Origin of the sequence: Klebsiella scottii (assembly GCF_036561945.1) — a bacterium.
GTDB classification, from domain to species: Bacteria; Pseudomonadota; Gammaproteobacteria; order Enterobacterales; family Enterobacteriaceae; genus Klebsiella; species Klebsiella scottii.
In genome coordinates this window covers 57,356-84,334 of sequence record NZ_JARXNI010000019.1, presented here as the reverse complement: position 1 = coordinate 84,334, position 26,979 = coordinate 57,356, and the positions used below count along the sequence as shown (strand labels likewise).

Here is a 26,979-nt window from a genome sequence, read left to right as displayed (position 1 = left end):
AATCACTTAGCGCCACAAGCTATGCGTTTTTAACCGCATCAGCGATGCGGTGAGCGAATTCGTGCACCTGCTCTTCGTGCTCGCCTTCAACCATCACGCGAATCAACGGCTCGGTGCCGGATTTACGTAGCAGCACCCGGCCGCGTTTACCCAACGCCGCCTCAACCTCTGCGGTGACCGCTTTTACGTTCTCATGCTCAAGCGGATTGCTGCTGCTATCGGTAAAGCGCACGTTGACCAGAATCTGCGGGAACATCTTCACGCCGCTACACAGATCGTGCAGGCTCATATGGTTACGTACCATCGCGGCAACGACCTGCAGGCTTGCAACAATGCCGTCGCCGGTCGTCGTCTTATCCAGCAGGATAACGTGGCCGGAGTTTTCGGCGCCAATACGCCAGCCTTTCTCCTGCATTTTCTCCAGCACATAGCGGTCGCCCACTTTTGCGCGAGCAAACGGGATGCCCAGCTGTTTGAGCGCCAGCTCCAGTCCCATATTACTCATTAGCGTGCCCACGGCGCCGCCGCGCAGCTGGCCCTGACGCAGGCCTTCGCGGGCAATGATGTAGAGAATCTGGTCGCCATCGACCTTATTGCCTTCATGGTCGACCATAATGACGCGGTCGCCATCGCCGTCGTAGGCAATGCCCAAATCGGCCTTTTCCGCCAGCACCCGAGCCTGTAGGGCCCGAACATCGGTGGCTCCGACCTCTTCGTTGATATTAAGGCCGTTGGGCTCACAGCCCATGGCAATAACCTGTGCCCCGAGCTCGCGGAAGACGTTAGGCGCAATGTGGTAGGTCGCGCCGTGGGCGCAGTCGACAACCACCTTCAGCTCGTTCAGGCTCAGCTCATTCGGGAAAGTGCCTTTGCAGAACTCGATGTAGCGGCCGGCCGCATCGACAATCCGGCTGGCTTTGCCTAGTTCAGCGGAATCGACGCAGGTCAGCTCTTTCTCCATCTCGGCTTCAATCGCTTCTTCGACGTTATCCGGCAGCTTAGTGCCTTCAATAGAAAAGAACTTGATACCGTTATCGTAGAAAGGGTTATGCGACGCTGAAATGACGATCCCGGCCTCCGCGCGGAAAGCACGGGTCAGATAAGCCACCGCCGGCGTTGGCATTGGGCCAGTAAATGAGGCGGAGAGACCGGCAGCGGCCAGGCCTGCTTCGAGGGCCGACTCCAGCATATAGCCAGAGATGCGGGTATCTTTACCGATAATGATTTTACGCGAACCGTGACGCGCGAGAACTTTTCCTGCAGCCCAGCCCAGTTTAAGCACAAATTCCGGCGTAATTGGCGCATCGCCAACGCGGCCACGGATACCATCGGTGCCAAAATACTTACGGTTACTCATAACGTTTATTTTCCTTTGTGGCCAGTGTGGCTTCCACCACGCGCAGCGCTTCTACCGTTTCTTTGACGTCATGGACGCGAACTATCTGCGCGCCCTGCATCGCCGCAATTACTGCGCAAGCCAGGCTACCGCTGAGGCGCTCCGTCGGCCCAACGTTCAGTAACTGGCCGACCATCGACTTACGCGACATGCCTACCAACAGCGGGAGACCAAAATGATGGAACTCACCGAGTCGAGCAAGCAGCTCATAATTATGGGAAAGATTTTTACCGAAACCGAATCCTGGGTCGAGCAACAATTTATCTTTTGCGATCCCAGCCCGCTCGCAGCGCACGATATGCTCCGTGAAAAAACGCGTCACATCGGCGAAGACGTCTTCGTACTTTGGCGCAGCCTGCATGGTTTTCGGCTGCCCCTGCATATGCATCAGACACACCGGTAGCCCGGTCTCTGCCGCCGCCTCCAGCGCGCCTGGCTCCGTTAACGAACGGATATCGTTGATGATATGCGCCCCTACCCGTGCGGCCTCACGGATCACTTCAGGCTTCGACGTATCGACCGAAATCCACACCTCAAAACGCTGAGCAATGGCTTCCACAACCGGGATCACTCGCGCCAGCTCTTCCTCAACGCTGACATCCAGAGCTCCCGGACGCGTCGATTCGCCGCCGATATCAATGATAGTCGCGCCGGCATTAATCATCAGATTGGCGTGCTTCACCGCGTCTACCAGCGAATTGTGCGTCCCGCCGTCGGAGAAGGAGTCTGGCGTAACGTTAAGGATACCCATCACGTGCGGGTGGGTGAGATCGAGGGTTGAGCCCTGGGCTACAAGTTTCATCACGAGATCCCTGAATCAGGAGAGATTAATAAAAAGAAAAACCCCAGAGCGGACGCCCCAGGGTTTAGATATGCACAACCACATCAACAGCGGCTAACTTATTTGTCGCCTAACTGCTCTGACATCGTGTTACCCGGGTTTGGCGTACGCGGTTCGTCGACCGGACGCGGCGCACTCGGGGTGCCGTTATTGCCAGAATTGTTGGTGCCAGGATCTTCCCAACCAGCTGGCGGACGAACGTCACGACGTGCCATCAGGTCATCAATCTGCGGTGCATCGATGGTCTCATATTTCATGAGCGCATCTTTCATCGAATGCAGAATATCCAGATTGTCATTGAGGATCTGACGGGCGCGGTTGTAGTTACGCTCAACCAGTGATTTCACTTCCTGGTCGATGATACGCGCGGTCTCATCGGACATATGCTTCGCTTTCGCTACGCTACGTCCCAGGAATACTTCACCCTCTTCTTCCGCATACAGCAGCGGACCGAGTTTGTCGGAGAAGCCCCACTGAGTCACCATGTTACGTGCCAGGTTGGTCGCGACTTTGATGTCGTTCGACGCGCCGGTAGAAACATGCTCTACGCCGTAGATAATCTCTTCTGCCAGACGGCCGCCGTACAGGGTCGAAATCTGGCTCTCCAGCTTCTGACGGCTGGCGCTGATTGCATCGCCTTCCGGCAGGAAGAACGTGACGCCCAGCGCACGGCCGCGCGGAATAATAGTGACCTTATGCACCGGATCGTGTTCCGGCACCAGGCGACCGATAATCGCATGGCCTGCTTCGTGGTAAGCGGTCGACTCTTTCTGTGCTTCCGTCATCACCATGGAGCGACGTTCCGCACCCATCATGATTTTGTCTTTTGCCTTTTCGAACTCAACCATCGATACCACACGCTTGTTGCCACGGGCAGCAAACAGAGCGGCTTCGTTCACCAGGTTCGCCAGGTCAGCACCAGAGAAGCCCGGGGTACCACGCGCGATGATTGCCGCATCGATATCAGGCGACAGCGGAACGCGACGCATATGAACTTTCAGGATCTGCTCACGGCCGCGGACATCCGGCAGACCAACGACGACCTGACGGTCGAAGCGGCCCGGACGCAGCAGCGCAGGGTCCAGAACGTCCGGACGGTTTGTTGCGGCGATAACGATAATACCTTCGTTACCTTCGAAACCATCCATCTCAACCAGCATCTGGTTCAGCGTCTGCTCACGCTCATCGTGACCACCGCCCAGACCAGCGCCACGCTGGCGACCGACGGCGTCGATTTCATCGATGAAGATAATGCACGGAGCCGCTTTCTTAGCCTGTTCAAACATGTCGCGCACGCGAGATGCACCAACACCGACGAACATTTCTACGAAGTCAGAACCGGAAATTGTAAAGAACGGCACTTTCGCTTCACCGGCGATCGCTTTCGCCAGCAGCGTTTTACCCGTACCCGGAGGGCCGACCATCAGGACGCCTTTCGGGATTTTACCGCCCAGCTTCTGGAAACGGCTCGGCTCACGCAGATACTCCACCAGTTCGGCCACTTCATCTTTCGCTTCATCGCAGCCCGCGACATCAGCAAAAGTGGTTTTGATCTGGTCTTCCGTCAGCATACGGGCTTTGCTTTTGCCGAAGGACATCGCGCCCTTTCCGCCGCCGCCCTGCATTTGCCGCATAAAGAAGATCCAGACGCCGATCAGCAACAGCATCGGGAACCAGGAAATAAAGATGGAAGCCAGCAGGCTCGGCTCTTCCGGCGGTTCGCCAACCACTTTGACGTTTTTCGTCAACAGGTTATCGAGCAGCTTCGGATCGTTAACCGGAATGTAAGTCGTGTAACGGTTACTATCTTTCTTGGTAACGTTGATCTCACGTCCGTTGATACGCGCTTCGCGAACCTGGTCCTGATTGACCTCTTGCAGGAAGGTTGAATAATCCACCTTACGGCCATTAGACTCGCTGGGCCCAAAGCTCTGGAATACTGACATCAGCACGACGGCAATGACCAGCCAGAGTATTAGGTTTTTCGCCATGTCACTCAAGGGATTAACCTCTTATTACAACTGTGTTAAAAACAGCGTCAGGATACTCTATATCCAGTTTCTTTCAAACTTTCGTTTGAAATCTACCGGTTATGGTTTTCGCCCGGTCGCTACAATGTACACTTCACGCGAACGAGCACGGGAAGAGTCCGGCTTACGAACTTTGACCTTCGTAAACAGGGAGCGAATTTCTCTTAGATACTCATCGAAGCCTTCGCCCTGGAACACCTTAACTACAAAACTACCACCTGGCGCTAATACATCACGAGCCATTCCAAGCGCCAGTTCCACCAAATACATGGCCCGGGGGATATCCACCGCCGGTGTTCCGCACATGTTTGGCGCCATATCGGACATGACAACTTGTACTTTACTGTCACCTACGCGCTCAAGTAACGCTTTCAGGACTAATTCATCACGAAAGTCGCCCTGAAGGAAGTCCACACCAACGATTGGATCCATCGGTAAAAGATCGCAAGCGATGATGCGGCCGCTGTTTCCGATCTGCGTGACCGCATATTGCGACCAGCCTCCGGGTGCAGCACCGAGGTCAACAATCGTCATCCCCGGCTTAAAAATCTTGTCACTCTGCTGTATTTCATCAAGTTTAAACCAGGCTCGGGAACGTAACCCCTTTTTCTGTGCCTGGAGAACATATTTATCGCTAAAGTGTTCCTGAAGCCAGCGGCTGGAACTGGCAGAACGCTTTTTACCTGTCATTTAACATTCCCATTTCGGGTTCATCATACTTTGCGACGTAAAAATCGACACTGTAGTTTGGCGATATATGGGAGATGGCGGTAGAATGAACCGTTTTCAATCCCAACGTAAGCAAAAAAATACGATGAATCTGAGTACTAAACAAAAACAGCACCTGAAAGGTCTGGCACATCCGCTCAAGCCGGTAGTTATGCTTGGCAATAATGGTTTGACCGAAGGGGTACTGGCCGAGATCGAACAAGCGTTAGAGCACCATGAGCTCATCAAGGTGAAAATTGCCTCGGAAGACCGCGAGACTAAAACCCTGATCGTGGAAGCTATCGTACGCGAAACCGGCGCCTGTAACGTACAGGTCATCGGTAAAACGCTGGTCCTGTACCGCCCATCTAAAGAGCGTAAAATCTCGCTGCCACGCTAAGAATATCCTGAATCTCGACACAACATTGTGTAAAACGAGGGATTTCTGCAGGTAGACGAGCAAAATGCCATGCTCTGGACGTTGATAAAAGGCCGCTATGCGGCCTTTTTCCTTTCTTTACAATCCATCAACAGCGTAGCGGGAAATGCGAATTAAAGGTACTCAACCTTGATAATTTCGTATTCGACCTCGCCACCTGGCGTGCGGATTGTCACAACATCATCCTGCTCTTTACCGATCAGCCCGCGAGCGATCGGGGAGTTCACGGAGATAAGATTCTGCTTAAAATCAGCTTCGTCGTCGCCCACGATGCGATAAATCTGTTCTTCGTCGGTATCAAGGTTCAGAACGTTCACCGTCGAACCAAAAATCACGCGGCCGTTATTCGGCATTTTGGTGATATCGATAACCTGCGCATTGGACAGCTTGGCCTCAATATCTTTGATACGTCCTTCACAGAAACCCTGCTGTTCGCGGGCCGCATGGTACTCAGCGTTCTCTTTGAGATCGCCATGTTCGCGGGCATCGGCGATGGCTGCAATGATTTCAGGGCGACGAACGGATTTCAGAAAATCCAGCTCTTCGCGCAGTTTTTCAGCGCCACGTAAGGTCATCGGAATAGCTTGCATTTGTTATACCTCTTTATCATTCCTTCATGGAACGGATATCCCCGTTCCGCAACCTGCCAGGCAAAAAGCAGGACAGGAGCAAAAAGAAAACCAACCCGGGAAACATTCCCCAGGTCAGCAGCAATTTTCAATTTGATACGTATTTTACCCTGAAGTTCACTATGGGTCATCGTTTACTTTACAGGGTGTTGCACCGTAGTATGACGGCTCGGTTTCAGGTTGTTAGCGCGAGATTATGCGATTTTCCAGATTTATCATCGGATTGACTGCCGGCATTGCGTTTAGCGCTCAGGCGGCGAACATTGACGAGTACATCAACCAGCTTCCTGCGGGTGCTAACCTCGCCTTTATGGCGCAAAAGGTTGGCTCCCCGACGCCGGAGATAGACTTTCACAGCCAGCAAATGGCGCTACCGGCTAGTACTCAGAAGGTGATCACCGCCCTGGCTGCCCTTCTCCAGCTGGGTCCAGACTTCCGTTTCACCACCACCCTGGAAACCAAAGGCAGTCTCGACGGCGGCGTGCTGAAAGGTGACCTGATTGCCCGGTTTGGCGGCGATCCTACGCTCAGGCGTCAGGATATTCGCAATATGGTGGCCACGCTCAAAAAGGCCGGCGTCCAGCGGATCGAAGGGAACGTCCTGATCGATACCTCGGTCTTCGCCAGCCATGACAAAGCGCCGGGCTGGCCGTGGAACGATATGACGCAGTGCTTTAGCGCCCCGCCGGCGGCCGCGATCGTCGATCGCAACTGTTTCTCGATCTCGCTGTACAGCGCGCAGAAACCCGGCGACCTGGCATTTATTCGCGTCGCCTCGTATTACCCGGTCACCATGTTCAGCCAGGTCCGCACGCTGGCCCGCGGCTCTGCGGAAGCCCAGTACTGCGAGCTCGACGTGGTTCCCGGCGATCTTAACCGCTACACCCTGACCGGCTGTCTGCCGCAGCGTAGCGAGCCGCTGCCGCTGGCCTTTGCCATTCAGGACGGCGCCAGCTATGCCGGCGTAATTCTTAAGTCTGAACTGACCCAGGCCGGCATCACCTACAGCGGCACCCTGCTACGCCAAACCCTGGCCAACGATCCCGGTACCGTGCTGGCGACCACCCAGTCGGCTCCGCTGCACGATCTCCTGCGCATCATGCTGAAAAAATCAGACAACATGATTGCCGATACCGTATTCCGCACCATTGGTCACGCGCGTCTCGGCGTGCCGGGCACCTGGCGCGCGGGTTCCGATGCGGTACGCCAAATCCTGCGCCAGCAGGCCGGCGTCGATTTGGGCAATACGATTATTGCCGACGGTTCCGGCCTGTCGCGCCATAACCTGATTGCCCCCGCCACGATGATGCAGGTGCTGCAATATATTGCCCAGCACGATAATGAACTCAACTTCATCTCGATGCTTCCGCTCGCCGGTCATGACGGGTCGCTGCAGTACCGTGCCGGGCTGCATCAGGCGGGCGTTGATGGTAAAGTTTCCGCGAAGACCGGTTCCCTGCAGGGGGTTTATAATCTGGCGGGCTTCATCACCGGCGCCAGCGGGCAGAAAATCGCCTTCGTGCAGTACCTGTCAGGCTATGCGGTACCGCCAGCCGATCAGCGCAATCGTCGAATTCCGCTGGTGCGCTTCGAGAGCCGGCTGTATAAGGATTTGTACCAAAACAACTAATACAAAAGGGCCGCATCAGATGCGGCCCTTTTCGTTCTATCCGGCGACGTTTCCCGCTTAGCATTACGCCGCGGGGAACGGATGCAAACCAGAATTAACGCTTGTAGATGAACTCAACGCCTTCTTCGTCGTCTTCGTCCCAGTCGTCATCCCAGTCTTCGTCATCTTCCACTTCGATCTCAGCGCTTTCGAGCTGCTCGCGATGGTAGTCATCCCACATAAACTCGACTTTTTCAGCCGGCTTATCTTCCTGCGCATGCACGATTGGGTTTTCGATGATAAAGGTCATCACATCCCAGCACAGGTCTTTCACGCCCTGCTGGCTCGCCGCAGAAATCAGGTAGAACTTCTCTTCCCAACCCAGCGCCTCGGCAATGGCTTTCGCCTTCGCTTCGGCTTCCGCTTTATCCATCAGGTCGATCTTGTTGAAGACCAGCCAGCGTGGTTTCGACGCCAGATCTTCGCTGTATTTTTCCAGCTCACCGATGATAATGCGCGCATTCTCTACCGGATCGGAACCGTCGATCGGCTCAATATCGATGAGATGCAGCAGCACGCGGCAGCGCTCAAGGTGCTTGAGGAAGCGAATACCGAGGCCTGCGCCTTCAGCAGCGCCCTCAATCAGCCCAGGGATATCCGCCACGACGAAGCTCTTCTCGTTATCCATACGCACAACGCCGAGACTAGGTACCAGCGTGGTAAACGGATAATCCGCGACTTTCGGCTTCGCAGCAGAAACGGCGCGAATGAAGGTGGATTTACCGGCATTCGGCATCCCCAGCATCCCAACGTCTGCCAGCAGCATCAGCTCAAGCTGCAGGTCGCGCTTATCGCCCGGCGTACCCATCGTCTTCTGACGCGGGGTACGGTTGACGGACGATTTAAAGCGGGTGTTACCCAGGCCGTGCCAGCCGCCTTTAGCGACCATCAGACGCTGACCGTGTTTGGTCATATCGCCCATGGTCTCGCCGGTCCCCTGATCGATAACACGGGTCCCTACGGGCACCTTAACCGATACGTCTTTACCACGCTTACCGGTACAGTCACGGCTTTGCCCGTTCTGCCCACGTTCAGCGCGGAAAGCTTTCTCAAAACGGTAGTCGATCAGGGTGTTGAGGTTCTCGTCCGCTTCCAGCCAAACGTCGCCGCCATCACCGCCGTCGCCGCCGTCCGGGCCGCCTCTCGGGATATATTTTTCACGGCGGAAGCTCACGCAACCATTGCCGCCATCACCTGCTACGACCAGGATCGTTGCTTCATCAACAAACTTCATTTTACTCTCCGTAAATCATTCGCCTGAGCGGGGGACAAATATCCTTCATACTTCAAGCTGCACGCGCGTTGGCGGAGCTCGCTCACTCCAGAGACATAGCTATCTATGTTCCCGGGAATTCGCTCTCTTGCCGCCTTCCTGCAACCCGAATTATTTTGGATATACTACCGCTTCATTTTTACGCCAGCGTCCCCAAAGACGATGACCAATGGCGGAAAACATCGCGCCCGCAACCACGACAAACGCACCGAGATAACCCAACAGGTTTAACATCGGTTTGACGAAGAAATCGGGCCAGGCCATTGATAATAAATCTGAAAATAACAGCGTAAACAGCGGAGTTAGCGTAATTAATGCGCTCACCTGCGCTGCCTGCCAACGCGCCATCGCTTCCGCGAGTGCGCCATAACCTACCAGCGTGTTCAAACCACAAAAGATCAGGCACGCCAGCTGCCAGTCGCTTAGCTGGGATATCACGCCCGGCTTTGCCAGCGGCAATAATGCGATAGTACATAAAGTGTACAGCAAAAACAGGATTTGCTGTGATGCCAGACGACGCAATAACACCTTTTGCGCGACGCCATAGCTCACCCACACCGTCGCTGCAGCCACGCCAAAAATCACACCCCAGGTGTAATCCGTCAGGCGGGTAAAAATCTCGATCAGGCTGGTGTTGAAGAACATCACCAGCCCGCAGAGCAGCATTATCGCGCCGATAACCTGCGTCCCGCGCATCTTCTCCTTGAGGATAAAGACGCTGGCGACCATCATGCCAACCGGGGACAGCTGACCAATCACCTGCGAGGCCGTCGGGCTTAAATATTGCAAGGACGAGCTGAACAGAATGAAGTTACCGAACAGGCCGCCCGTCGCGATAGCCAGTAAAATTAGCCAGCGAGGTTTACGGAAAATACGCAGCGGCGGCAGCTTACCTTTAATCGCCAGGATCAACCCGAGGCCAATACTCGCCATTAAAAAGCGATAGAACACCACCGTTGGCGGTTCCATCACTTCCAGAACCTGCTTCATTGCGATGGGCAGCGCACCCCAGCACATTGCGGTGGTGAGCGCCAAAACAATACCTATGCCGGCCTGCTGCTTCATGCCCGTTTTACCTGCGGAAAATTTTCCGGACTTCTAATGTAAAAAGCCCCGCAACACGTTGCGGGGCTTTAATCCGTTACCGGACCTCGAAAACCTTACTCAGCAACGATGCTGATATATTTACGGTTGTTCGGGCCTTTAACTTCAAATTTCACTTTACCGTCTGCTTTAGCAAACAGAGTGTGGTCACGACCGCAACCTACGTTGTTACCAGCGTGGAATTTAGTGCCACGTTGACGAACGATGATGCTACCCGCCAGAACGGTTTCGCCACCGAAACGCTTAACGCCCAGGCGTTTAGCTTCTGAGTCGCGACCGTTACGAGTTGAGCCGCCAGCCTTTTTATGTGCCATTTAAATCTCTCCTCAGGTCTTAGGCGCTGATGCCAGTAATTTTCACATCAGTGAACCACTGACGATGGCCCTGCTGCTTACGGTAGTGTTTACGACGACGAAACTTAACGATTTTAACTTTCTCGCCACGACCGTGAGCAACAACTTCAGCTTTGATTACGCCGCCCTCAACGAAAGGAACGCCGATCTTGATTTCTTCACCGTTTGCGACCATCAGCACTTCAGCGAACTCAACAGCTTCGCCAGTTGCGATGTCCAGCTTTTCCAGGCGAATGGTCTGACCTTCGCTTACTCGGTGTTGTTTACCACCACTTTGGAAAACCGCGTACATATAAAACTCCGCTTCCGCGCACCTCTTAATGTGATTTAGAGTGCGCTATAAATATTCACAATAGGGCGCGAATATTACGCAAAAGGCGAGCCTTTGACAAGAGCGATCGTCGCTCAACGCAGAAAAAAAACACAACTTTCACGCTAACGTTTATCTATGCCATTTTTTCAGTACAATCGTATCTTCTTTTAATTCTATCTTAATCCTGCTGTGAACCCACCTGGATTCGCGGTTACAGGACATGTGGCCCGGCTTTTGCGATGAATTTAGAAAAAATCAATGAGTTAACCGCGCAAGATATGGCGGGTGTCAATGCGACAATCCTTGAGCAACTCGACTCAGATGTTCAGCTTATCAATCAGTTAGGCTATTACATCGTCAGCGGAGGCGGTAAACGTATTCGTCCGATGATTGCGGTCCTCGCGGCGCGCGCCGTCGGTTACCAGGGGAATGCGCACGTCACCATTGCCGCGCTGATCGAATTTATCCATACCGCGACCCTGCTTCATGATGATGTTGTTGATGAGTCGGATATGCGTCGTGGCAAAGCCACGGCCAATGCGGCTTTTGGCAATGCAGCCAGCGTGCTGGTTGGTGATTTTATCTATACTCGCTCTTTCCAGATGATGACCAGCCTCGGTTCGCTGAAGGTGCTGGAAGTTATGTCGAAAGCCGTTAACGTGATTGCCGAAGGTGAAGTCCTGCAGCTGATGAACGTTAACGACCCGGACATCACGGAAGAAAACTACATGCGGGTGATTTACAGCAAAACAGCCCGACTGTTCGAAGCGGCCGCACAATGTTCCGGGATTCTCGCCGGCTGTACCGAGGAACAGGAGCGGGCATTACAGGATTACGGCCGCTATTTGGGCACCGCTTTCCAGCTGATCGATGATTTGCTGGACTATAGCTCCGACGGCGAACGTCTTGGTAAAAACGTGGGCGATGACCTGAACGAAGGTAAACCTACGCTACCGCTGCTGCATGCGATGCGTCATGGCACCCCAGAGCAGTCCGCAATGATTCGAGGCGCAATCGAACAGGGTAACGGACGTCACCTGCTGGCGGCAGTCCTCGAGGCAATGGCAGCCTGCGGTTCGCTGGAATGGACGCAAAAACGCGCGGAGGAAGAAGCCGATAAGGCGATTGTCGCGCTTCAGGTTTTACCCGACTCGCCGTGGCGCGAAGCGCTCATCGGCCTTGCGCACATCGCCGTGCAGCGCGATCGTTAACGACCCTTTCGCCCTTCCCGCGCCCGGCGCGGGAAAGTTCCAAAAAAAAACCTTCCCCGCTAAACCCCGCCTTTAACCTTGATGAATTCTGAATATTCGATCCATTTACTGGAACTTGTTAGAACTTTAATAAACCAGGGGTATAGTTATTCAGTCGTCCGCTTGGGGCGATCTGGAACCTTATCAGCAGGAGAATTTATGGATAAGTTCATCGATTGGCACCCGGCCGATATTATCGCCGGATTACGCAAAAAAGGAACGTCGCTGGCGGCGGAATCACGACGCAACGGATTGAGCTCCTCTACCCTGGCCAATGCACTAACCCGGCCGTGGCCCAAAGGCGAACTGATTATTGCTAATGCGCTGGAAACCACACCCTGGGCTATTTGGCCGTCACGCTACCACGACCCGATTACCCATCAGTTTATCGACAGAACGCAGATGATACGCCAAAAGAAAAGTGAGAAGTGAGTCGAGGTAATAGAGGGTACTACAGCCCCCGGACAGACGTCAGAGGGCTGCTACAACAGGTTTACTCGCCTTTTACGCGTTCGATATTCGCGCCCAGCGCCTGCAGCTTATCTTCAATACGCTCGTATCCACGATCGATGTGATAAATACGATCGACAATCGTGGTGCCTTCTGCAATACAACCCGCCAGCACCAGGCTTGCCGATGCACGCAGGTCGGTTGCCATGACCTGAGCGCCGGAGAGCTGGGCCACGCCGTGGCAGATCGCCGTATTGCTTTCGATTTCCGCGTGCGCGCCCATACGGATCAGCTCCGGAATGTGCATAAAGCGGTTTTCGAAAATGGTTTCGGTAATCACGCCGGTGCCTTCCGCCACCAGGTTTAGCAGCGTAAACTGCGCCTGCATGTCGGTCGGGAATCCCGGGTGCGGCGCGGTGCGTACGTTGACGGCTTTAGGACGATTACCGTGCATATCAAGGCTAATCCAGTCTTCGCCGGTCTCAATATCGGCACCCGCATCGCGCAGCTTGGCCAGTACGACGTCGAGGGTATCAGGCTGCGCATTGCGGCAGACGATTTTACCGCCGGAGATTGCCGCAGCGACCAGGAAGGTCCCGGTTTCGATACGGTCCGGCAGCACGCGATATACGCCGCCGCCCAGACGCTCTACGCCTTCAATGGTAATACGGTCAGAACCCTGGCCCTTAATTTTCGCACCCAGCGCAACGAGGAAGTTGGCCGTATCGACGATTTCCGGCTCACGCGCGGCGTTTTCGATGATGGTTGTGCCTTCAGCCAGCGTCGCGGCGCTCATAATGGTGACGGTCGCGCCAACGCTGACCTTATCCATAACGATATGCGCGCCCTTGAGACGTCCATTGACCGATGCCTTGACGTAGCCCTCTTCCAGCTTGATCTCGGCACCCAGCTGCTCCAGGCCGGTAATATGCAGGTCAACCGGACGGGCGCCGATCGCACAGCCGCCCGGCAGCGAAACCTGGCCCTGGCCAAAACGCGCCACCAGCGGCCCCAGCGCCCAGATAGAGGCGCGCATGGTTTTGACTAAATCGTACGGAGCACAGAAGACGTCAACCGGGCCCGCATCAATCCATACGGAACCGTTACGCTCAACTTTGGCACCTAGCTGGCTCAGCAGTTTCATCGTGGTATCGATGTCTTTCAGCTTCGGTACATTCTGGATTTCAATCGGCTCGTCTGCCAGCAGTGCGGCAAAGAGGATCGGCAGAGCTGCGTTTTTCGCACCGGAGATGGTGACTTCGCCCTGGAGACGAGTCGGACCCTGAACACGGAATTTATCCATTGATTCTGTTCTCTGTTAAGAATTCATATACGCTGCAGGGAGCATCCCTACAGCTTAAAAGCCATTTAGTTTGCGATCGCGGGCCCATTCCTGCGGGGTATACGCCTTGATCGACAGAGCATGGATGCGGTTGTCGGCAATATATTCCATCAGCGGGGCGTAGATAGTCTGCTGCTTCTTCACCCGGCTTATGCCGTCGAACAGCTCGCCCACAGCAATAACCTGAAAGTGACTGCCATCGCCAGAGACGTGGACTTCCTGGAGGGAGAGTGCGTTCATCAGCACGGTCTGAATTTCATGATTTTCCATGGGTTCAAATTTTATCTGGTAGTGAAAATAGCCCAACATCTTAGAGGAAAGTGACGCGGTCTTAAACAAGCAAAAAGCCCCATCGAAAATATTGATGAGGCTTTGCGGATAGCGTCAGCAGTAACACTCTGAAAAACTATGGGATCATATCGGCAGGAAGGTTGTAAAGACCGACCAGCGTTTGCAAATTATCGCTCTTGCCGATCAGCCGCGCCTCCCTGCCCTGACGACGAATCAGCGCCACGAAATGCACCAGCAGCGCAAGGCCGGCGGTATCGACCCGGGTTACCGCGCTCAGGTCGATAGCCGATACGCCTTCAGTCGCCTGCGCACGGTCGTCCCAGAGCGGGACCAGCAGATCCTGGTCCAGCTCCCCCTGCAGCGCCAGGCAGTCGCCGCGGCGAGTCCAGCTCAGCTGCCCGGTCATTATTTTTTCTGTTCCAGCGTAATCGGCTGCGCGGAGATCGATTTCAGCTGCGCGGTCAGGCCGTCAACGCCTTTAGTACGCAGCAGATCGCTCCACTCGTTCTGCTTGGTGGTGATCATGCTCACCCCCTCAGCAATCATGTCGTAAGCCTGCCAGTTGCCGGTCTGGGTGTTTTTACGCCACTGGAAGTCCAGGCGCACCGGCGGACGGCCGTTAGGATCGAGGATCGTCACGCGGATAGGGACGATGGTCGCATCGCCCAGCGCCTGTTCCGGCGCGATTTGATAGGTCTGACCGTGATACATCGCCAGCGCCTGACCGTATGCCTGCTTCAGATATTCGCGGAAGGCGGTAAAGTAGGCCTCACGCTGCGCCGGGGTCGCATCTTTGTAATAACGGCCCAGCACCAGCGCGCCAGCGTACTTCACCTGCACATACGGCATCAGCTCCTGGTCGACGATCTCGCGCAGATAGTTCGGGTTAGCCTGAATCTTCGGCTGCTCGTTTTTCAGGCGGTCGAAGGTTTTCTGCGCGGCTTCATCCATCAGCTTGTACGGATTGGACTGATCCGCTGCGGTCGCAGCAGTCAATGGCGCAATCGCCAGCATGGCGATCATCAGTAAGCGTTTAAACATATCGGGTCTCTCCTGAAATTAGTGCGTCGTGGCGGCAGGCTGCGCTGCGTCAGTATGACTTTCCTGGGCCGTCGGATCATCGCCAGAATTCTTATTGTCGCTGCCTTTACTGTTGTAAAGGAACTGGCCAATCAGATCTTCCAGAACCATGGCCGATTTCGTGTCCTGAATCGTCCCGCCGTCTTTAAGGATAGATGTCCCCAGCTCCGGGTCTTCAAAACCCATGTTCAGAGCCAGGTACTGCTCGCCCAGCAGGCCCGAAGTACGAATGGCCAGCGAACTGGAGTCAGGAATATGGTTGTAGCTCTCATCGATATCGATGGCCACCCGCGGCAGATAGGTTTTTGTATCGAGCGTGATATCCGCCACCCGGCCCACGACCACGCCGCCAATGCGTACCGGCGACCGCGCCTTCAGGCCACCGATATTGTCGAACGTCGCGTAAAGACGATACGTCGGCTCGGTCCGCAGAGAGGTCACGTTCGCTGCTTTCAGGCATACAAACAGTGCCGCCAGCAGCGCCACCAGTAAAAATACGCCTACCCAGATTTCACTTTTTTTCGTTTGCATGAACTCAATTCCCAAACATCAGCGCAGTCAGCACAAAATCCAGCCCCAGAACCGCCAGCGACGAATGCACCACGGTGCGCGTCGTTGCCCGGCTAATCCCTGCGGAAGTGGGGATAGCATCATAACCGTTAAATAACGCTACCCATGTCACCGTAATGGCGAAAACCAGACTCTTAATCAGGCAGTTAACCAGATCCATTCGCCAGTCGACGGCATTTTGCATCGCGGTCCAGAAGAACCCGCTGTCGATACCTTTCCAGTTAACACCAACCAGCGAACCGCCCCAGATCCCCACCGCGACAAAAATAACCGTCAGCAGCGGCAGTGAGATCACCCCGGCCCAGAAGCGCGGCGATATTACGCGACGCAGCGGATCGACGGCCATCATCTCCATGCTCGAGAGCTGTTCGGTCGCGCGCATCAGCCCTATTTCGGCGGTCAACGCCGAGCCGGCACGCCCGGCGAACAGCAGCGCGGCAACCACCGGCCCCAGCTCGCGCAGCAGAGAGAGCGCCACCAGCATACCAAGACTGGTTTCCGCGCTGTAGGTGGTCAACACCAGATAGCCCTGCAGGCCCAGCACCATGCCGATGAACAGCCCCGACACGATGATGATCAGCATCGACAGCACGCCAACGTTGTACAGCTGGCGCACCAGCAGCGGCGCGTGCTTACGAAACTCCGGCTTGCCCACTACGGCGTTGAAAAGCATTAATCCGGCACGCCCAAAAGCCGCGGTGGTTTTAATCCCCCGATGCCCGAGCGATGCCAGCATATTTAGCAGCATCAGTCGTTTAACTCCCTATGCCTAATAAATCATGCTGATAGTCGCCTGCCGGATAGCGGAACGGCACCGGGCCGTCGGCGATACCATCAATAAACTGGCGAACCCGAGGGTCGGCATTTTCCCGCAGCGAGCGGGCGCTGCCGTGGGCGACAATTTTCTTGTCGGCCACGATATAGGCGTAATCCGCAATACTGAGCACTTCCGGTACGTCGTGCGATACCACGATACACGTAACGCCCAGGGTGCTATTGAGTTCGGAAATCAGCTTAACCAGCACGCCCATAGTGATGGGGTCCTGCCCGACAAACGGTTCGTCGAACATGATGAGATCCGGCTCCAGCGCAATAGCTCTTGCCAGCGCCGCGCGGCGCGCCATGCCACCGGATAGCTCAGAAGGCATCAGCATTGCCGCTCCGCGCAGGCCAACGGCCTCAAGCTTCATCATCACGGTAGTATGCAGCAGCGCTTCGGGCAGATGAGTGTGCTCACGCAGCGGATAGGCCACGTTATTAAAGACGTTCATATCGGTGAACAGCGCGCCTGACTGAAACAGCATGCTCATGCGCTTACGCACGGTATACAGGCGCGAACGCGACATCTGCGGCACGTTTTCGCCATCAAACAGGATCTCGCCGCTATCCGGCGGGATTTGACCGCCGATCAGGCGCAGCAGGGTCGTTTTACCGATTCCCGATGGCCCCATGATCGCCGTGATCTTACCGCGCGGCACTGACAGCGAGATATCATCAAAGATCGCGCGATCGCCTCGGGAGAAGCTGATACCGCGTACTTCGACTAAATTCGCCAGAGTTTGGCTCATAAAATCATCCTTACAAAACATCCCTCAGGCTAAGCATGGTGCTTTCTTCCACCATAAACCCAACATTTTTACAGAATCTTACCTGCCCGGGTTAGCGAAAGCTGGCATTTGTTTTACTTTTGACAAACATAAAGTCAAAATTAAGAATTCGTTACGCTGCGTACGGACGGTCAGCGAGGCGACGATTATACCTGAAGAAAGGACTTTAGATGCTCTTAGCGACGGCTCTGTTAATAATTGGTTTACTGCTGGTGGTCTACAGCGCCGATCGTCTGGTCTACGCCGCTTCAATATTGTGCCGCATGATAGGGATCCCGCCGCTTATCATTGGTATGACGGTGGTGAGCATCGGTACCAGCCTGCCCGAGATCATCGTCTCCGCGGCCGCCTCCCTGCACGGACAGACCGATCTGGCCATCGGCACGGCGATCGGATCGAACATCACCAATATCTTATTAATTCTTGGCCTCGCCGCCTTACTTCATCCATTTACCGTACATTCTGATATCCTGCGCCGCGAACTGCCGCTAATGTTGCTGGTCAGCGTGCTCGCGAGCTTTGTCCTGTATGACGGTCAGCTCTCCCGCATGGACGGTCTTTTTTTACTGGCGTTAGCCATACTATGGCTGCTGTTCACGGTAAAAATAGCGCGCATCGCCGAACGTCAGGGTAACGATAGCCTGACCCGGGAACAGATAGCGGAGCTGCCGCGAGAAGGTTCGCTTCCCGTAGCCCTGCTGTGGCTGGGGGTGGCGATGATTGTCATGCCGATGGCGACCCGCATGGTGGTGGATAATGCCACCGTGCTGGCGAACTACTTCGCCATCAGCGAACTGACCGTCGGCCTCACGGTGGTCGCCATCGGCACCAGCCTGCCGGAACTGGCGACCGCGATTGCTGGCGCACGTAAAGGGGAAGATGATATTGCCATCGGGAATATCATTGGCGCCAATATCCTTAATATCGTCCTGGTTCTCGGGCTGCCGGCGCTGATCGCGCCGGGCTCCTTCGCCCCCGAAGCGTTTACGCGCGACTATGCCGTCATGATGCTGGTCAGCGTAATTTTCGCCCTGCTGTGCTGGCGCCGAAAACGGCAGCCCAGCCGGCTCGCCGGGGCGCTGCTGGTCGGCGGTTTTGTGGTTTGGTTGGCGATGCTGTACTGGGCAGCACCGCTCTTTGGTGAATGAATCGGGATACCATTATGTCGCAAATAGATTTGCCAACGGATTTTGACTTTCAACAGGCAGGCCGCAAGGTCCTGGAAATTGAACGTGAAGGTCTGGCTCAGCTCGATCAATACATTAATGAAGATTTTACGCGCGCCTGCGAAACGATTTTCCGCTGCGCCGGCAAAGTGGTGGTCATGGGGATGGGCAAGTCCGGCCACATCGCGCGTAAAATGGCAGCCACCTTCGCCAGCACCGGTACGCCGTCGTTCTTCGTACATCCCGGCGAAGCGGCCCACGGCGATTTAGGCATGGTCACGCCGCAGGACGTTGTTATCGCCCTGTCGAACTCCGGCGAGTCGAACGAAATTTTAGCGCTGATCCCCGTACTTAAGCGACAGCGGGTGCCGCTTATCTGCATGACCAGCCGTGCGGAAAGCAGCATGGCGCGCGCGGCGGATATCCACCTGTGCGTGAAGGTGCTAAAAGAAGCCTGTCCGCTAGGCCTGGCCCCGACGTCAAGCACTACCGCGGCGCTGGTGATGGGCGACGCTCTGGCGGTCGCGCTGCTGGAAGCCCGCGGCTTTACCGCCGAAGATTTCGCGCTCTCCCACCCCGGCGGCGCGCTGGGCCGTAAGCTGCTGCTGCGGGTCAATGATATCATGCACACCGGAGATGAAATCCCGCACGTTACTCTGCAGGCCACGCTGCGCGACGCGCTGCTGGAAATCACGCGTAAAAATTTAGGCATGACCGCTATCTGCGATGATGACATGAACATCATCGGTATTTTCACCGACGGCGACCTGCGTCGGGTGTTCGATTCCGGGGTCGATATGCGTAATGCCGGCATCGCCGAGGTCATGACGCCGGGTGGAATTCGCATCCGTCCCGGCATTCTGGCGGTCGATGCGCTGAACCTGATGCAAGCCCGTCATATCACCTGCGTATTAGTTGCCGATGGCGACCGTCTGTTGGGTGTGGTACATATGCACGATCTCCTGCGCGCAGGCGTAGTGTAAGTAAGGATAAAATAATGAATAATGCTGATGCTCCGCTAGCGACCTGCTACGGACCGGTAAGCCCCGAATTTCTCGAACGCGCGGCGAAGATCCGTTTACTGATCCTCGACGTTGACGGCGTGCTTTCCGACGGTCTTATCTATATGGGCAACAACGGCGAAGAGCTGAAAGCGTTCAACGTACGCGATGGCTACGGGATCCGCTGCGCGCTGACTTCAGGCATTGAAGTGGCGATTATTACCGGGCGAAACGCTAAACTGGTAGAAGATCGCTGTAAGACGTTAGGCATTACGCATCTGTATCAAGGGCAGTCCGATAAGCTGCTGGCCTTCCGTGACTTATTAAGCAAGCTGGCCGTCCGTCCGGACGAGGTGGCCTATATTGGCGACGACCTGATCGACTGGCCGGTAATGGCAGAAACAGGCTTAAGCGTTGCAGTGGCGGATGCGCACCCGCTGCTGCTTCCACGCGCAGACTATGTTACCCGCATCAACGGCGGGCGCGGAGCGGTACGCGAAGTCTGCGATTTGTTACTATTGGCGCAGGGCAAGCTGGATGAGGCCAAAGGGCAATCAATATGAGTAAAACCAGACGTTGGGTTATCATTTTACTGTCGCTGGTCGCGCTGATCCTGATCGGCCTTAACCTGGCGGGTACCGACGATACCGCTCAGCCGGAGGTCAATCCTGATGACCCAACCTATACCAGCGAGCATACCGATACCGTCGTTTACAGTCCGGAAGGGGCGCTTAACTATCGCCTTATCGCCGAGCATGTCGCGTATTTTTCTGCGCAGGAGCTGTCGTGGTTCACTCAGCCGGTGATGACCACCTTTGATACCAACAAAGCCCCGAGCTGGTCAATCAAAGCGGATAAAGCCAAGCTGACCAACGATCGTATGCTGTATCTTTATGGGCACGTTGAGGTAAATGCGCTAAACCCAGACTCTCAACTGCGCAAAATTACGACGGATAACGCCCAGATAAACCTGGTGACGCAGGATGTTACCTCCGATGACATGGTGACGTTGTACGGGACAACATTTAATTCCAGTGGCCTAAAAATGCGCGGGAACCTGCGCAGCAAAAATGCCGAGCTGATTGAAAAGGTTAGAACCTCTTATGAAATTCAGAACAAACAAACTCAGCCTTAAGATTGCGCTCGCCAGCGCCATACTGGCCGTCAGCCTGCCGGCACTGGCAAAGACTGGCGACACCGATCAGCCGATTCATATCGAATCCGATCAGCAGTCGCTGGATATGCAGGGCAATGTTGTCACCTTTACCGGTAATGTCGTCGTGACCCAGGGCACCATCAAGATCAATGCCGATAAGGTCGTGGTCACTCGTCCCGGCGGCGAGAGGGGTAAAGAGGTGATCGACGGATACGGTAATCCGGCAACCTTCTTCCAGATGCAGGATAACGGCAAGCCGGTTAAAGGCCGCGCGTCAAAAATGCATTATGAACTGCAAAATGATTTCGTCGTCCTGACCGGCAATGCGCATCTGGAACAGATCGATAGCAATATCCAGGGCGACAAAATCACCTATCTGGTGAAAGAGCAGAAAATGCAGGCGTTCAGCAACAAAGGCGGGCGCGTGACTACGGTTCTGGTTCCTTCGCAGCTGCAGGACAAAGGCACCGATCAGCCAAAGAAAGGTAAGTAATTCGTTATGGCAACATTAACTGCAAAGAATCTCGCCAAAGCTTATAAAGGCCGCCGCGTGGTGGAAGACGTCAGTCTGACCGTCAACTCCGGTGAGATTGTCGGCCTGCTCGGCCCGAACGGCGCCGGCAAAACCACCACCTTCTACATGGTCGTCGGGATCGTGCCGCGCGACGCCGGTAATATTATCATCGATGATGAAGATATCAGCCTGCTGCCGCTTCACGCCCGCGCGCGCCGGGGCATTGGCTACCTGCCGCAGGAAGCCTCGATTTTCCGTCGCCTGAGCGTCTACGACAACCTGATGGCGGTGCTGCAGATCCGTGACGATCTGAGCAGCGAACAGCGTGACGATCGCGCGAAAGAGCTGATGGAAGAGTTCCATATCGAGCATCTGCGCGATAGCCTCGGTCAGGCGCTTTCCGGCGGCGAACGTCGCCGCGTTGAAATTGCCCGCGCGCTGGCCGCGAACCCTAAATTTATCCTTCTGGATGAACCGTTTGCCGGCGTTGACCCCATTTCGGTTATCGATATCAAACGCATCATCGAGCACCTGCGCGACAGCGGTCTTGGCGTGCTGATCACCGACCATAACGTCAGGGAAACGCTGGCCGTCTGCGAACGCGCGTATATCGTCAGCCAGGGCCACCTGATCGCCCACGGTACACCGCAGCAAATCCTTGAAGACGAGCAGGTTAAGCGCGTGTATCTTGGGGAAGACTTCAGACTCTGATAGGGTAGAGGTTACAGACGTTTTAGCCGGAGATATTAGCCCTGAATATGAAGCAAGGTTTGCAATTAAGGCTAAGCCAACAGCTTGCCATGACGCCACAACTGCAGCAGGCCATACGTTTGCTGCAGCTGTCCACGTTAGAACTCCAGCAGGAACTCCAGCAGGCGCTGGAGAGTAATCCGTTGCTTGAGCAAACCGATCTTCACGATGAGGTAGAAACCAAAGAGGTCGAGGACCGCGAATCGCTGGATAGCGTAGACGCTCTTGAACAAAAAGATATGCCGGAGGAGCTGCCGCTCGACGCCAGCTGGGATGAAATCTACACCGCCGGCACGCCGTCGGGCAACGGCGTCGATTATCAGGACGACGAGCTGCCAATTTATCAAGGCGAAACGACCCAAAGCCTGCAGGATTACCTGATGTGGCAGGTGGAGCTGACGCCGTTCACCGATACCGACCGCGCGATCGCCACCTCGATCGTCGATGCCGTTGATGACACCGGTTACCTCACTATTCGCCTGGAAGATATTGTCGAGAGCATCGACGATGACGAAATCGGCCTCGAAGAAGTGGAAGCGGTACTCAAGCGCATCCAGCGTTTCGACCCGGTTGGCGTGGCGGCAAAAGATCTGCGCGACTGCCTGCTGGTTCAGCTATCACAATACGCCAAAGAGACGCCGTGGCTGGAAGAAGCCCGGCTCATCATCAGCGATCATCTCGATCTGCTCGCCAACCACGACTTCCGTTCCCTGATGCGCGTCACGCGGCTGAAAGAGGACGTTCTGAAAGAAGCGGTTAATCTGATCCAGTCGTTAGATCCGCGTCCGGGTCAGTCGATCCAAACCAGCGAACCGGAATACGTGATTCCCGATGTGCTGGTGCGCAAGGTCAGCGATCGCTGGGTGGTAGAGCTGAATTCCGATAGCATCCCGCGCCTGAAAATCAACCAGCACTACGCCGCAATGGGTAACAGCACGCGCAACGATGCCGATAGCCAGTTTATCCGCAGCAACCTGCAGGAAGCCCGCTGGCTGATAAAAAGCCTGGAAAGCCGCAACGATACGCTGCTGCGCGTCAGCCGCTGCATCGTCGAACAGCAGCAGGCCTTCTTTGAACAGGGCGAAGAGTTTATGAAACCGATGGTGCTGGCGGACATCGCTCAGGCCGTCGAGATGCATGAATCGACGATTTCACGCGTTACCACGCAAAAGTACCTGCACAGTCCGCGCGGTATTTTTGAACTGAAGTATTTCTTCTCCAGCCACGTGAACACCGAAGGCGGAGGCGAGGCATCGTCGACCGCAATTCGCGCATTGGTGAAGAAGTTAATCGCCGCGGAGAACCCCGCGAAGCCGTTGAGTGACAGTAAGCTCACCACCATTCTGTCTGAACAGGGTATCATGGTGGCGCGCCGCACCGTCGCTAAGTACCGAGAGTCTTTATCCATTCCGCCGTCTAACCAGCGTAAACAGCTGGTGTGACCCAACCGATAAGGAAGACACTATGCAGCTCAACATTACAGGACACAACGTCGAAATAACCCCGGCACTGCGCGAGTTCGTCAACGCGAAGTTCAGCAAACTGGAGCAGTTTTTCGACAGGATCAATCAGGTCTATATTGTGTTAAAAGTAGAGAAGGTGACGCAAATTGCGGACGCCAATCTGCATGTCAACGGTGGCGAAATCCATGCCAGTGCGGAAGGGCAGGATATGTATGCCGCTATCGATGGTCTCATCGATAAGCTGGCACGACAGCTAACAAAACATAAAGATAAACTAAAACAACACTAATTGTCCGGGCGATCCTCCCTGCCGGCCGTCGTCTGTTGTCGGCAGCTGGCAGGGAGCGAGCTCAGGTGAAATTATGATGAACAACGATTCAGCTCTACAACTGAGCAATGTCCTTAACCAGGAATGTACCCGTAGCCAGGTGCACTGCCAGAGCAAGAAACGCGCGCTGGAGATCATCAGCGAGCTGGCGGCAAAGCAGCTAGGTCTGCCGTCCCAGGTGGTATTCGAAGCGATCCTCACCCGCGAGAAAATGGGCAGTACCGGAATTGGCAACGGCATCGCTATTCCGCACGGTAAGCTTGAAGAGGATACGCTGCGCGCCGTTGGCGTTTTTGTGCAGCTGGAAACGCCGATCGCCTTTGATGCGATCGACAATCAGCCCGTCGATCTGCTGTTTGCGCTTCTGGTGCCGGCCGATCAGACAAAAACCCATTTGCATACGCTGTCGCTGGTAGCAAAACGGCTGGCGGACAAAACGATTTGCCGCCGCCTGCGCGCCGCGCAAAGCGACGAAGAGCTGTATGAGATTATCACCGAAGCAGGAAGCAGCGATGACGCATAACGGGAGCCATAGCCTCCCCTTTATCGTACTGAGGAGAAACGGTACATGGTACTGATGATCGTCAGCGGCCGCTCAGGATCGGGGAAATCCGTCGCCCTGCGGGCGCTGGAAGATATGGGCTTCTACTGCGTAGATAACCTGCCGGTAGTGCTGCTGCCCGAACTGGCGAGATCGCTGGCCGACAGAAACATTTCCGCCGCCGTCAGCATTGACGTGCGCAACATGCCGGAGTCGCCAGAAATCTTTGAGCAGGCGATGAAGAACCTGCCTGAGGCGTTTTCTCCTCAGCTGCTGTTCCTTGATGCCGATCGCAACACGCTGATTCGTCGCTACAGCGACACGCGTCGCCTGCATCCGCTTTCGAGTAAAAACCTGTCGCTTGAGAGCGCCATCGATGAAGAGAGCGCGCTGCTGGAGCCGCTGCGCTCCCGCGCCGACCTGATCGTCGACACCTCAGAAATGTCGGTACATGAGCTGGCAGAAATGCTGCGCACGCGCCTGTTGGGCAAACGCGAGCGCGAGCTCACCATGGTCTTTGAATCCTTTGGCTTTAAGCACGGTATTCCGATCGATGCCGATTACGTCTTCGACGTGCGCTTCCTGCCTAACCCGCACTGGGACCCCAAGCTGCGTCCGATGACCGGCCTCGATAAGCCCGTTGCCGCCTTCCTCGACCGGCACACGGAAGTTCACAACTTTATTTATCAGACCCGCAGCTATCTTGAGCTATGGTTACCCATGCTGGAGACCAATAACCGCAGCTATCTGACGGTCGCTATCGGTTGTACCGGCGGTAAACATCGTTCGGTCTATATCGCCGAACAACTGGCCGACTACTTCCGCTCGCGCGGTAAAAACGTGCAGTCGCGTCACCGGACTCTGGAAAAACGCAAATCATGACCGTAAAGCAGAGCGTTGAGATCACCAATAAGCTGGGCATGCACGCTCGCCCGGCGATGAAGCTGTTCGAGCTGATGCAAAATTTCGATGCTGAAGTGCTGCTGCGCAACGATGAGGGCACGGAGGCGGAAGCCAATAGCGTGATTGCTCTGCTGATGCTCGACTCTGCGAAGGGTCGGCAAATTGAGATTGAGGCCAACGGTCCGCAGGAAGTCGAAGCGCTGGCCGCGGTTATTGCGCTGTTTAACGCCGGTTTTGACGAAGACTAACGCTGGCGTTATTCCCCCGGTCGCGCGATGCTTACCGGGGAAAAACAACTGCCGACAGCATCAGTACAGCCTGTTCTCCCGCATAAACCCTTCTCCGCCGAGCTGACGCATCTGACGTAAGATCCACGCCTGTCGACTGCGAACATAGCCCGACGGCGCATCCGCGCGAAAGCGGATCGGATTAGGCAATACGGCAGCCAGCAGCGCCGCTTCCGCAGGCGTCAACCTGCTTGCCGGCTTATGGAAGTAGCGCTGTGACGCGGCTTCAACACCAAACGTCCCCTCGCCAAACTCCGCGATATTCAGATAAACGGTGAGGATGCGTTTTTTACTCCATACCGTTTCTATCCCTACCGTCAGACCGGCCTCCAGCCCCTTGCGCAGCCAGCTGCGGCCATCCCATAAAAACAGGTTTTTGGCCGTCTGCTGCGACAGGGTCGACGCGCCGCGCACGCGGTTTTCATTACGTTCATTATGCGCCAGCGCTTTTTCTATCGCCGGAACGTCAAAGCCCCAGTGGTCGGGGAATTTTTGGTCCTCAGCCGCCATCACCGCCAGCCCCATCCACGGCGATATCTCATCCATCCCCACCCAATCGGAGTGGGCGACATAGTGAAAATTGCCGCTCAGCCAGGCGCCGACCTGCCGCTCCAGCATTACCGCCGAGAAAGGCACCGGCAGCACGCTAAACAGCGCTATACCGCCGCCCCAAAAGGCGGCGGCAACCAGCAGCACGCGCAGCAGCCCACGCTTTACCATCCGCAGCGGTGAAAAGCGGGTCTTCATGCCGTAAGAACCAGCACGCGCGCCACCAGTTTCTCAATCCCGCTCGCCGCTTCGGCTATATTCTGCGCCAGCATATAGGCCGGCGTGGTCACGACTTTATTCTCTTCATCAACCACAATGTCATCTACCGGACAGGGCACATGCTCGGCCCCCATATCTTCCAGCGCTTCGGCGGTATCCAGATCGGTGCCAATGGTTACCCGCAGCGGAGCGGGCAGGATTTTTGGCAGCAGCGCCGGCGCGATGCAGATAAAGCCCAGCGGTTTACCGGCCCGATGCATAGCCTGCGTCAGCGCCTTCAGCTCGTCGTCCACGGTACATTCACCGCCCTGCGAGGCGAAGCTGCTGAGGTTTTTCGCGGCGCCAAATCCGCCGGGAACAATCAGCGCATCGAGATCATCGGCCCGGGCGTCGGACAGCGGCTGGATCTCACCGCGGGCGATACGCGCCGCTTCAACCAGCACGTTGCGGCTTTCGGACTGGAGCTCGCCGGTCAGATGGTTGATAACATCCGTTTGCGCTTTATCAGGAGCAAAGCACACCGCCTGGGCGCCGCCGCGAGCAATCGCCAGCAGGGTAATAACCGCCTCATGAATTTCCGTGCCGTCATAGACACCGCAACCGCTTAATACGACACCAATCTTTTTCATCACCCCAGCTCCTTAGTGCAAACTTGCTGAAACCAGTCAAAAATTTTGATTTACCCGCATTGCTTCACATATTTGACTGATTCATGTAACAAATAATTTAAGGTTTGCTATCTTAATCAGCGAGCAAA

General features: G+C 55.4%; 33 protein-coding genes. 15 read left to right on the top strand and 18 right to left on the bottom strand.

Annotated elements, in window-relative coordinates:
- Positions 1-19: 19 nt before the first annotated feature.
- The 4 genes from glmM to rlmE form a co-directional block, all read right to left on the bottom strand.
- Positions 20-1,357 (bottom strand): phosphoglucosamine mutase, encoded by a 1,338-nt coding sequence (gene glmM / locus QFI97_RS04135; protein WP_095099889.1) that lies wholly within the window; start codon positions 1,355-1,357, stop codon positions 20-22.
- Positions 1,350-2,198, bottom strand: a complete 849-nt coding sequence (gene folP, locus QFI97_RS04130) for a dihydropteroate synthase (RefSeq protein ID WP_095099891.1) — start codon at positions 2,196-2,198, stop codon at positions 1,350-1,352. Before folP ends, glmM begins: the two co-directional genes overlap by 8 nt.
- A 98-nt stretch (positions 2,199-2,296) precedes the next feature.
- Entirely contained in the window at positions 2,297-4,228 is a 1,932-nt protein-coding gene (ftsH, locus tag QFI97_RS04125) for an ATP-dependent zinc metalloprotease FtsH (protein WP_041147400.1), read from the bottom strand.
- A 99-nt stretch (positions 4,229-4,327) separates the two neighbouring features.
- Positions 4,328-4,957 carry a 23S rRNA (uridine(2552)-2'-O)-methyltransferase RlmE gene (gene rlmE, locus QFI97_RS04120; RefSeq protein WP_095099894.1) on the bottom strand — a complete coding sequence of 210 codons (630 nt, stop codon included), beginning with the start codon at positions 4,955-4,957 and terminating at the stop codon, positions 4,328-4,330.
- A gap of 124 nt (positions 4,958-5,081) precedes the next feature.
- Here rlmE and yhbY point away from each other — a divergent pair, with 124 nt between their 5' ends.
- The gene (gene yhbY / locus QFI97_RS04115; RefSeq protein ID WP_095099897.1) at positions 5,082-5,375 is read left to right on the top strand and encodes a ribosome assembly RNA-binding protein YhbY; all 294 of its coding nucleotides are present in this window, start codon (positions 5,082-5,084) and stop codon (positions 5,373-5,375) included.
- 152 nt (positions 5,376-5,527) lie between these two features.
- Here the strand turns inward: yhbY and greA are convergent, their stop codons facing one another.
- A complete protein-coding gene (gene greA / locus QFI97_RS04110) occupies positions 5,528-6,004 on the bottom strand; it encodes a transcription elongation factor GreA (protein WP_095099900.1) in 477 nt (158 codons plus the stop codon).
- Between the two features lie 235 nt (positions 6,005-6,239).
- Here greA and dacB point away from each other — a divergent pair, with 235 nt between their 5' ends.
- A complete protein-coding gene (gene dacB / locus QFI97_RS04105; protein WP_095099903.1) occupies positions 6,240-7,673 on the top strand; it encodes a serine-type D-Ala-D-Ala carboxypeptidase in 1,434 nt (477 codons plus the stop codon).
- 94 nt (positions 7,674-7,767) lie between these two features.
- Here the strand turns inward: dacB and cgtA are convergent, their stop codons facing one another.
- The 4 genes from cgtA to rplU form a co-directional block, all read right to left on the bottom strand.
- Positions 7,768-8,946, bottom strand: coding sequence for an Obg family GTPase CgtA (gene cgtA / locus QFI97_RS04100; RefSeq protein WP_095099906.1), 1,179 nt, complete (start codon positions 8,944-8,946; stop codon positions 7,768-7,770).
- Between the two features lie 150 nt (positions 8,947-9,096).
- Positions 9,097-10,050: a DMT family transporter gene (locus QFI97_RS04095; RefSeq protein WP_331834978.1), complete on the bottom strand. Its 954-nt coding sequence runs from the start codon at positions 10,048-10,050 to the stop codon at positions 9,097-9,099.
- Positions 10,051-10,145: 95 nt separating this feature from the next.
- Complete coding sequence (gene rpmA, locus QFI97_RS04090; protein WP_007673187.1) at positions 10,146-10,403, bottom strand: 50S ribosomal protein L27; 258 nt, start codon at positions 10,401-10,403, stop codon at positions 10,146-10,148.
- 19 nt (positions 10,404-10,422) lie between these two features.
- Positions 10,423-10,734, bottom strand: a complete 312-nt coding sequence (rplU, locus tag QFI97_RS04085) for a 50S ribosomal protein L21 (protein WP_041147407.1) — start codon at positions 10,732-10,734, stop codon at positions 10,423-10,425.
- A 260-nt stretch (positions 10,735-10,994) separates the two neighbouring features.
- On the opposite strand from rplU, the gene ispB reads away from it, so the two are divergent.
- Together ispB and sfsB are read left to right on the top strand one after the other, a co-directional pair.
- A complete protein-coding gene (ispB, locus tag QFI97_RS04080; protein WP_041147408.1) occupies positions 10,995-11,966 on the top strand; it encodes an octaprenyl diphosphate synthase in 972 nt (323 codons plus the stop codon).
- 198 nt (positions 11,967-12,164) lie between these two features.
- On the top strand, positions 12,165-12,437 hold the full coding sequence (sfsB, locus tag QFI97_RS04075) for a DNA-binding transcriptional regulator SfsB (RefSeq protein WP_095099912.1): 273 nt from the start codon (positions 12,165-12,167) through the stop codon (positions 12,435-12,437).
- A 61-nt stretch (positions 12,438-12,498) separates the two neighbouring features.
- On the opposite strand, the gene murA is transcribed toward sfsB, so the two are convergent.
- The 7 genes from murA to mlaF form a co-directional block, all read right to left on the bottom strand.
- The gene (murA, locus tag QFI97_RS04070; RefSeq protein ID WP_095099915.1) at positions 12,499-13,758 is read right to left on the bottom strand and encodes a UDP-N-acetylglucosamine 1-carboxyvinyltransferase; all 1,260 of its coding nucleotides are present in this window, start codon (positions 13,756-13,758) and stop codon (positions 12,499-12,501) included.
- Positions 13,759-13,812: 54 nt separating this feature from the next.
- Positions 13,813-14,067 (bottom strand): BolA family iron metabolism protein IbaG, encoded by a 255-nt coding sequence (gene ibaG, locus QFI97_RS04065; RefSeq protein ID WP_346430611.1) that lies wholly within the window; start codon positions 14,065-14,067, stop codon positions 13,813-13,815.
- A gap of 136 nt (positions 14,068-14,203) precedes the next feature.
- Positions 14,204-14,494 carry a lipid asymmetry maintenance protein MlaB gene (gene mlaB / locus QFI97_RS04060; protein WP_095099918.1) on the bottom strand — a complete coding sequence of 97 codons (291 nt, stop codon included), beginning with the start codon at positions 14,492-14,494 and terminating at the stop codon, positions 14,204-14,206.
- Complete coding sequence (mlaC, locus tag QFI97_RS04055) at positions 14,494-15,129, bottom strand: phospholipid-binding protein MlaC (protein WP_095099920.1); 636 nt, start codon at positions 15,127-15,129, stop codon at positions 14,494-14,496. The genes mlaB and mlaC overlap by 1 nt, the downstream gene beginning before the upstream one ends.
- A gap of 18 nt (positions 15,130-15,147) precedes the next feature.
- On the bottom strand, positions 15,148-15,699 hold the full coding sequence (mlaD, locus tag QFI97_RS04050; protein WP_346430610.1) for an outer membrane lipid asymmetry maintenance protein MlaD: 552 nt from the start codon (positions 15,697-15,699) through the stop codon (positions 15,148-15,150).
- Positions 15,700-15,703: 4 nt separating this feature from the next.
- Entirely contained in the window at positions 15,704-16,486 is a 783-nt protein-coding gene (gene mlaE, locus QFI97_RS04045) for a lipid asymmetry maintenance ABC transporter permease subunit MlaE (protein WP_041147414.1), read from the bottom strand.
- A gap of 7 nt (positions 16,487-16,493) precedes the next feature.
- Positions 16,494-17,306, bottom strand: a complete 813-nt coding sequence (mlaF, locus tag QFI97_RS04040; RefSeq protein WP_095099923.1) for a phospholipid ABC transporter ATP-binding protein MlaF — start codon at positions 17,304-17,306, stop codon at positions 16,494-16,496.
- A gap of 209 nt (positions 17,307-17,515) precedes the next feature.
- Here mlaF and QFI97_RS04035 point away from each other — a divergent pair, with 209 nt between their 5' ends.
- From QFI97_RS04035 to npr, 11 genes are all read left to right on the top strand, one after another.
- Positions 17,516-18,493, top strand: a complete 978-nt coding sequence (locus QFI97_RS04035; RefSeq protein ID WP_346430609.1) for a calcium/sodium antiporter — start codon at positions 17,516-17,518, stop codon at positions 18,491-18,493.
- Positions 18,490-19,494 (top strand): arabinose-5-phosphate isomerase KdsD, encoded by a 1,005-nt coding sequence (kdsD, locus tag QFI97_RS04030; protein ID WP_375215849.1) that lies wholly within the window; start codon positions 18,490-18,492, stop codon positions 19,492-19,494. Before QFI97_RS04035 ends, kdsD begins: the two co-directional genes overlap by 4 nt.
- Positions 19,495-19,508: 14 nt before the next feature.
- Entirely contained in the window at positions 19,509-20,075 is a 567-nt protein-coding gene (gene kdsC, locus QFI97_RS04025) for a 3-deoxy-manno-octulosonate-8-phosphatase KdsC (protein ID WP_095099925.1), read from the top strand.
- Positions 20,072-20,647, top strand: a complete 576-nt coding sequence (gene lptC / locus QFI97_RS04020; RefSeq protein WP_346430607.1) for an LPS export ABC transporter periplasmic protein LptC — start codon at positions 20,072-20,074, stop codon at positions 20,645-20,647. Before kdsC ends, lptC begins: the two co-directional genes overlap by 4 nt.
- Positions 20,616-21,161 carry a lipopolysaccharide ABC transporter substrate-binding protein LptA gene (gene lptA, locus QFI97_RS04015; protein ID WP_095099931.1) on the top strand — a complete coding sequence of 182 codons (546 nt, stop codon included), beginning with the start codon at positions 20,616-20,618 and terminating at the stop codon, positions 21,159-21,161. Before lptC ends, lptA begins: the two co-directional genes overlap by 32 nt.
- Before the next feature lie 6 nt (positions 21,162-21,167).
- Positions 21,168-21,893, top strand: coding sequence for an LPS export ABC transporter ATP-binding protein (lptB, locus tag QFI97_RS04010; protein WP_045856575.1), 726 nt, complete (start codon positions 21,168-21,170; stop codon positions 21,891-21,893).
- Positions 21,894-21,940: 47 nt separating this feature from the next.
- Positions 21,941-23,374 (top strand): RNA polymerase factor sigma-54, encoded by a 1,434-nt coding sequence (gene rpoN, locus QFI97_RS04005; protein WP_095099934.1) that lies wholly within the window; start codon positions 21,941-21,943, stop codon positions 23,372-23,374.
- A gap of 22 nt (positions 23,375-23,396) precedes the next feature.
- Positions 23,397-23,684 (top strand): ribosome hibernation promoting factor, encoded by a 288-nt coding sequence (hpf, locus tag QFI97_RS04000; RefSeq protein ID WP_004868168.1) that lies wholly within the window; start codon positions 23,397-23,399, stop codon positions 23,682-23,684.
- 73 nt (positions 23,685-23,757) lie between these two features.
- Positions 23,758-24,246: a PTS IIA-like nitrogen regulatory protein PtsN gene (gene ptsN, locus QFI97_RS03995; RefSeq protein ID WP_041147421.1), complete on the top strand. Its 489-nt coding sequence runs from the start codon at positions 23,758-23,760 to the stop codon at positions 24,244-24,246.
- Between the two features lie 45 nt (positions 24,247-24,291).
- Positions 24,292-25,146 carry an RNase adapter RapZ gene (gene rapZ, locus QFI97_RS03990; RefSeq protein WP_004868172.1) on the top strand — a complete coding sequence of 285 codons (855 nt, stop codon included), beginning with the start codon at positions 24,292-24,294 and terminating at the stop codon, positions 25,144-25,146.
- Positions 25,143-25,415 (top strand): PTS phosphocarrier protein NPr, encoded by a 273-nt coding sequence (npr, locus tag QFI97_RS03985; RefSeq protein ID WP_095099937.1) that lies wholly within the window; start codon positions 25,143-25,145, stop codon positions 25,413-25,415. Before rapZ ends, npr begins: the two co-directional genes overlap by 4 nt.
- Before the next feature lie 60 nt (positions 25,416-25,475).
- Here the strand turns inward: npr and mtgA are convergent, their stop codons facing one another.
- Positions 25,476-26,201, bottom strand: coding sequence for a monofunctional biosynthetic peptidoglycan transglycosylase (gene mtgA, locus QFI97_RS03980; RefSeq protein WP_095099940.1), 726 nt, complete (start codon positions 26,199-26,201; stop codon positions 25,476-25,478).
- Positions 26,198-26,851 (bottom strand): isoprenoid biosynthesis glyoxalase ElbB, encoded by a 654-nt coding sequence (gene elbB / locus QFI97_RS03975; RefSeq protein ID WP_095099943.1) that lies wholly within the window; start codon positions 26,849-26,851, stop codon positions 26,198-26,200. The genes mtgA and elbB overlap by 4 nt, the downstream gene beginning before the upstream one ends.
- Between the last annotated feature and the right edge of the window lie 128 nt (positions 26,852-26,979).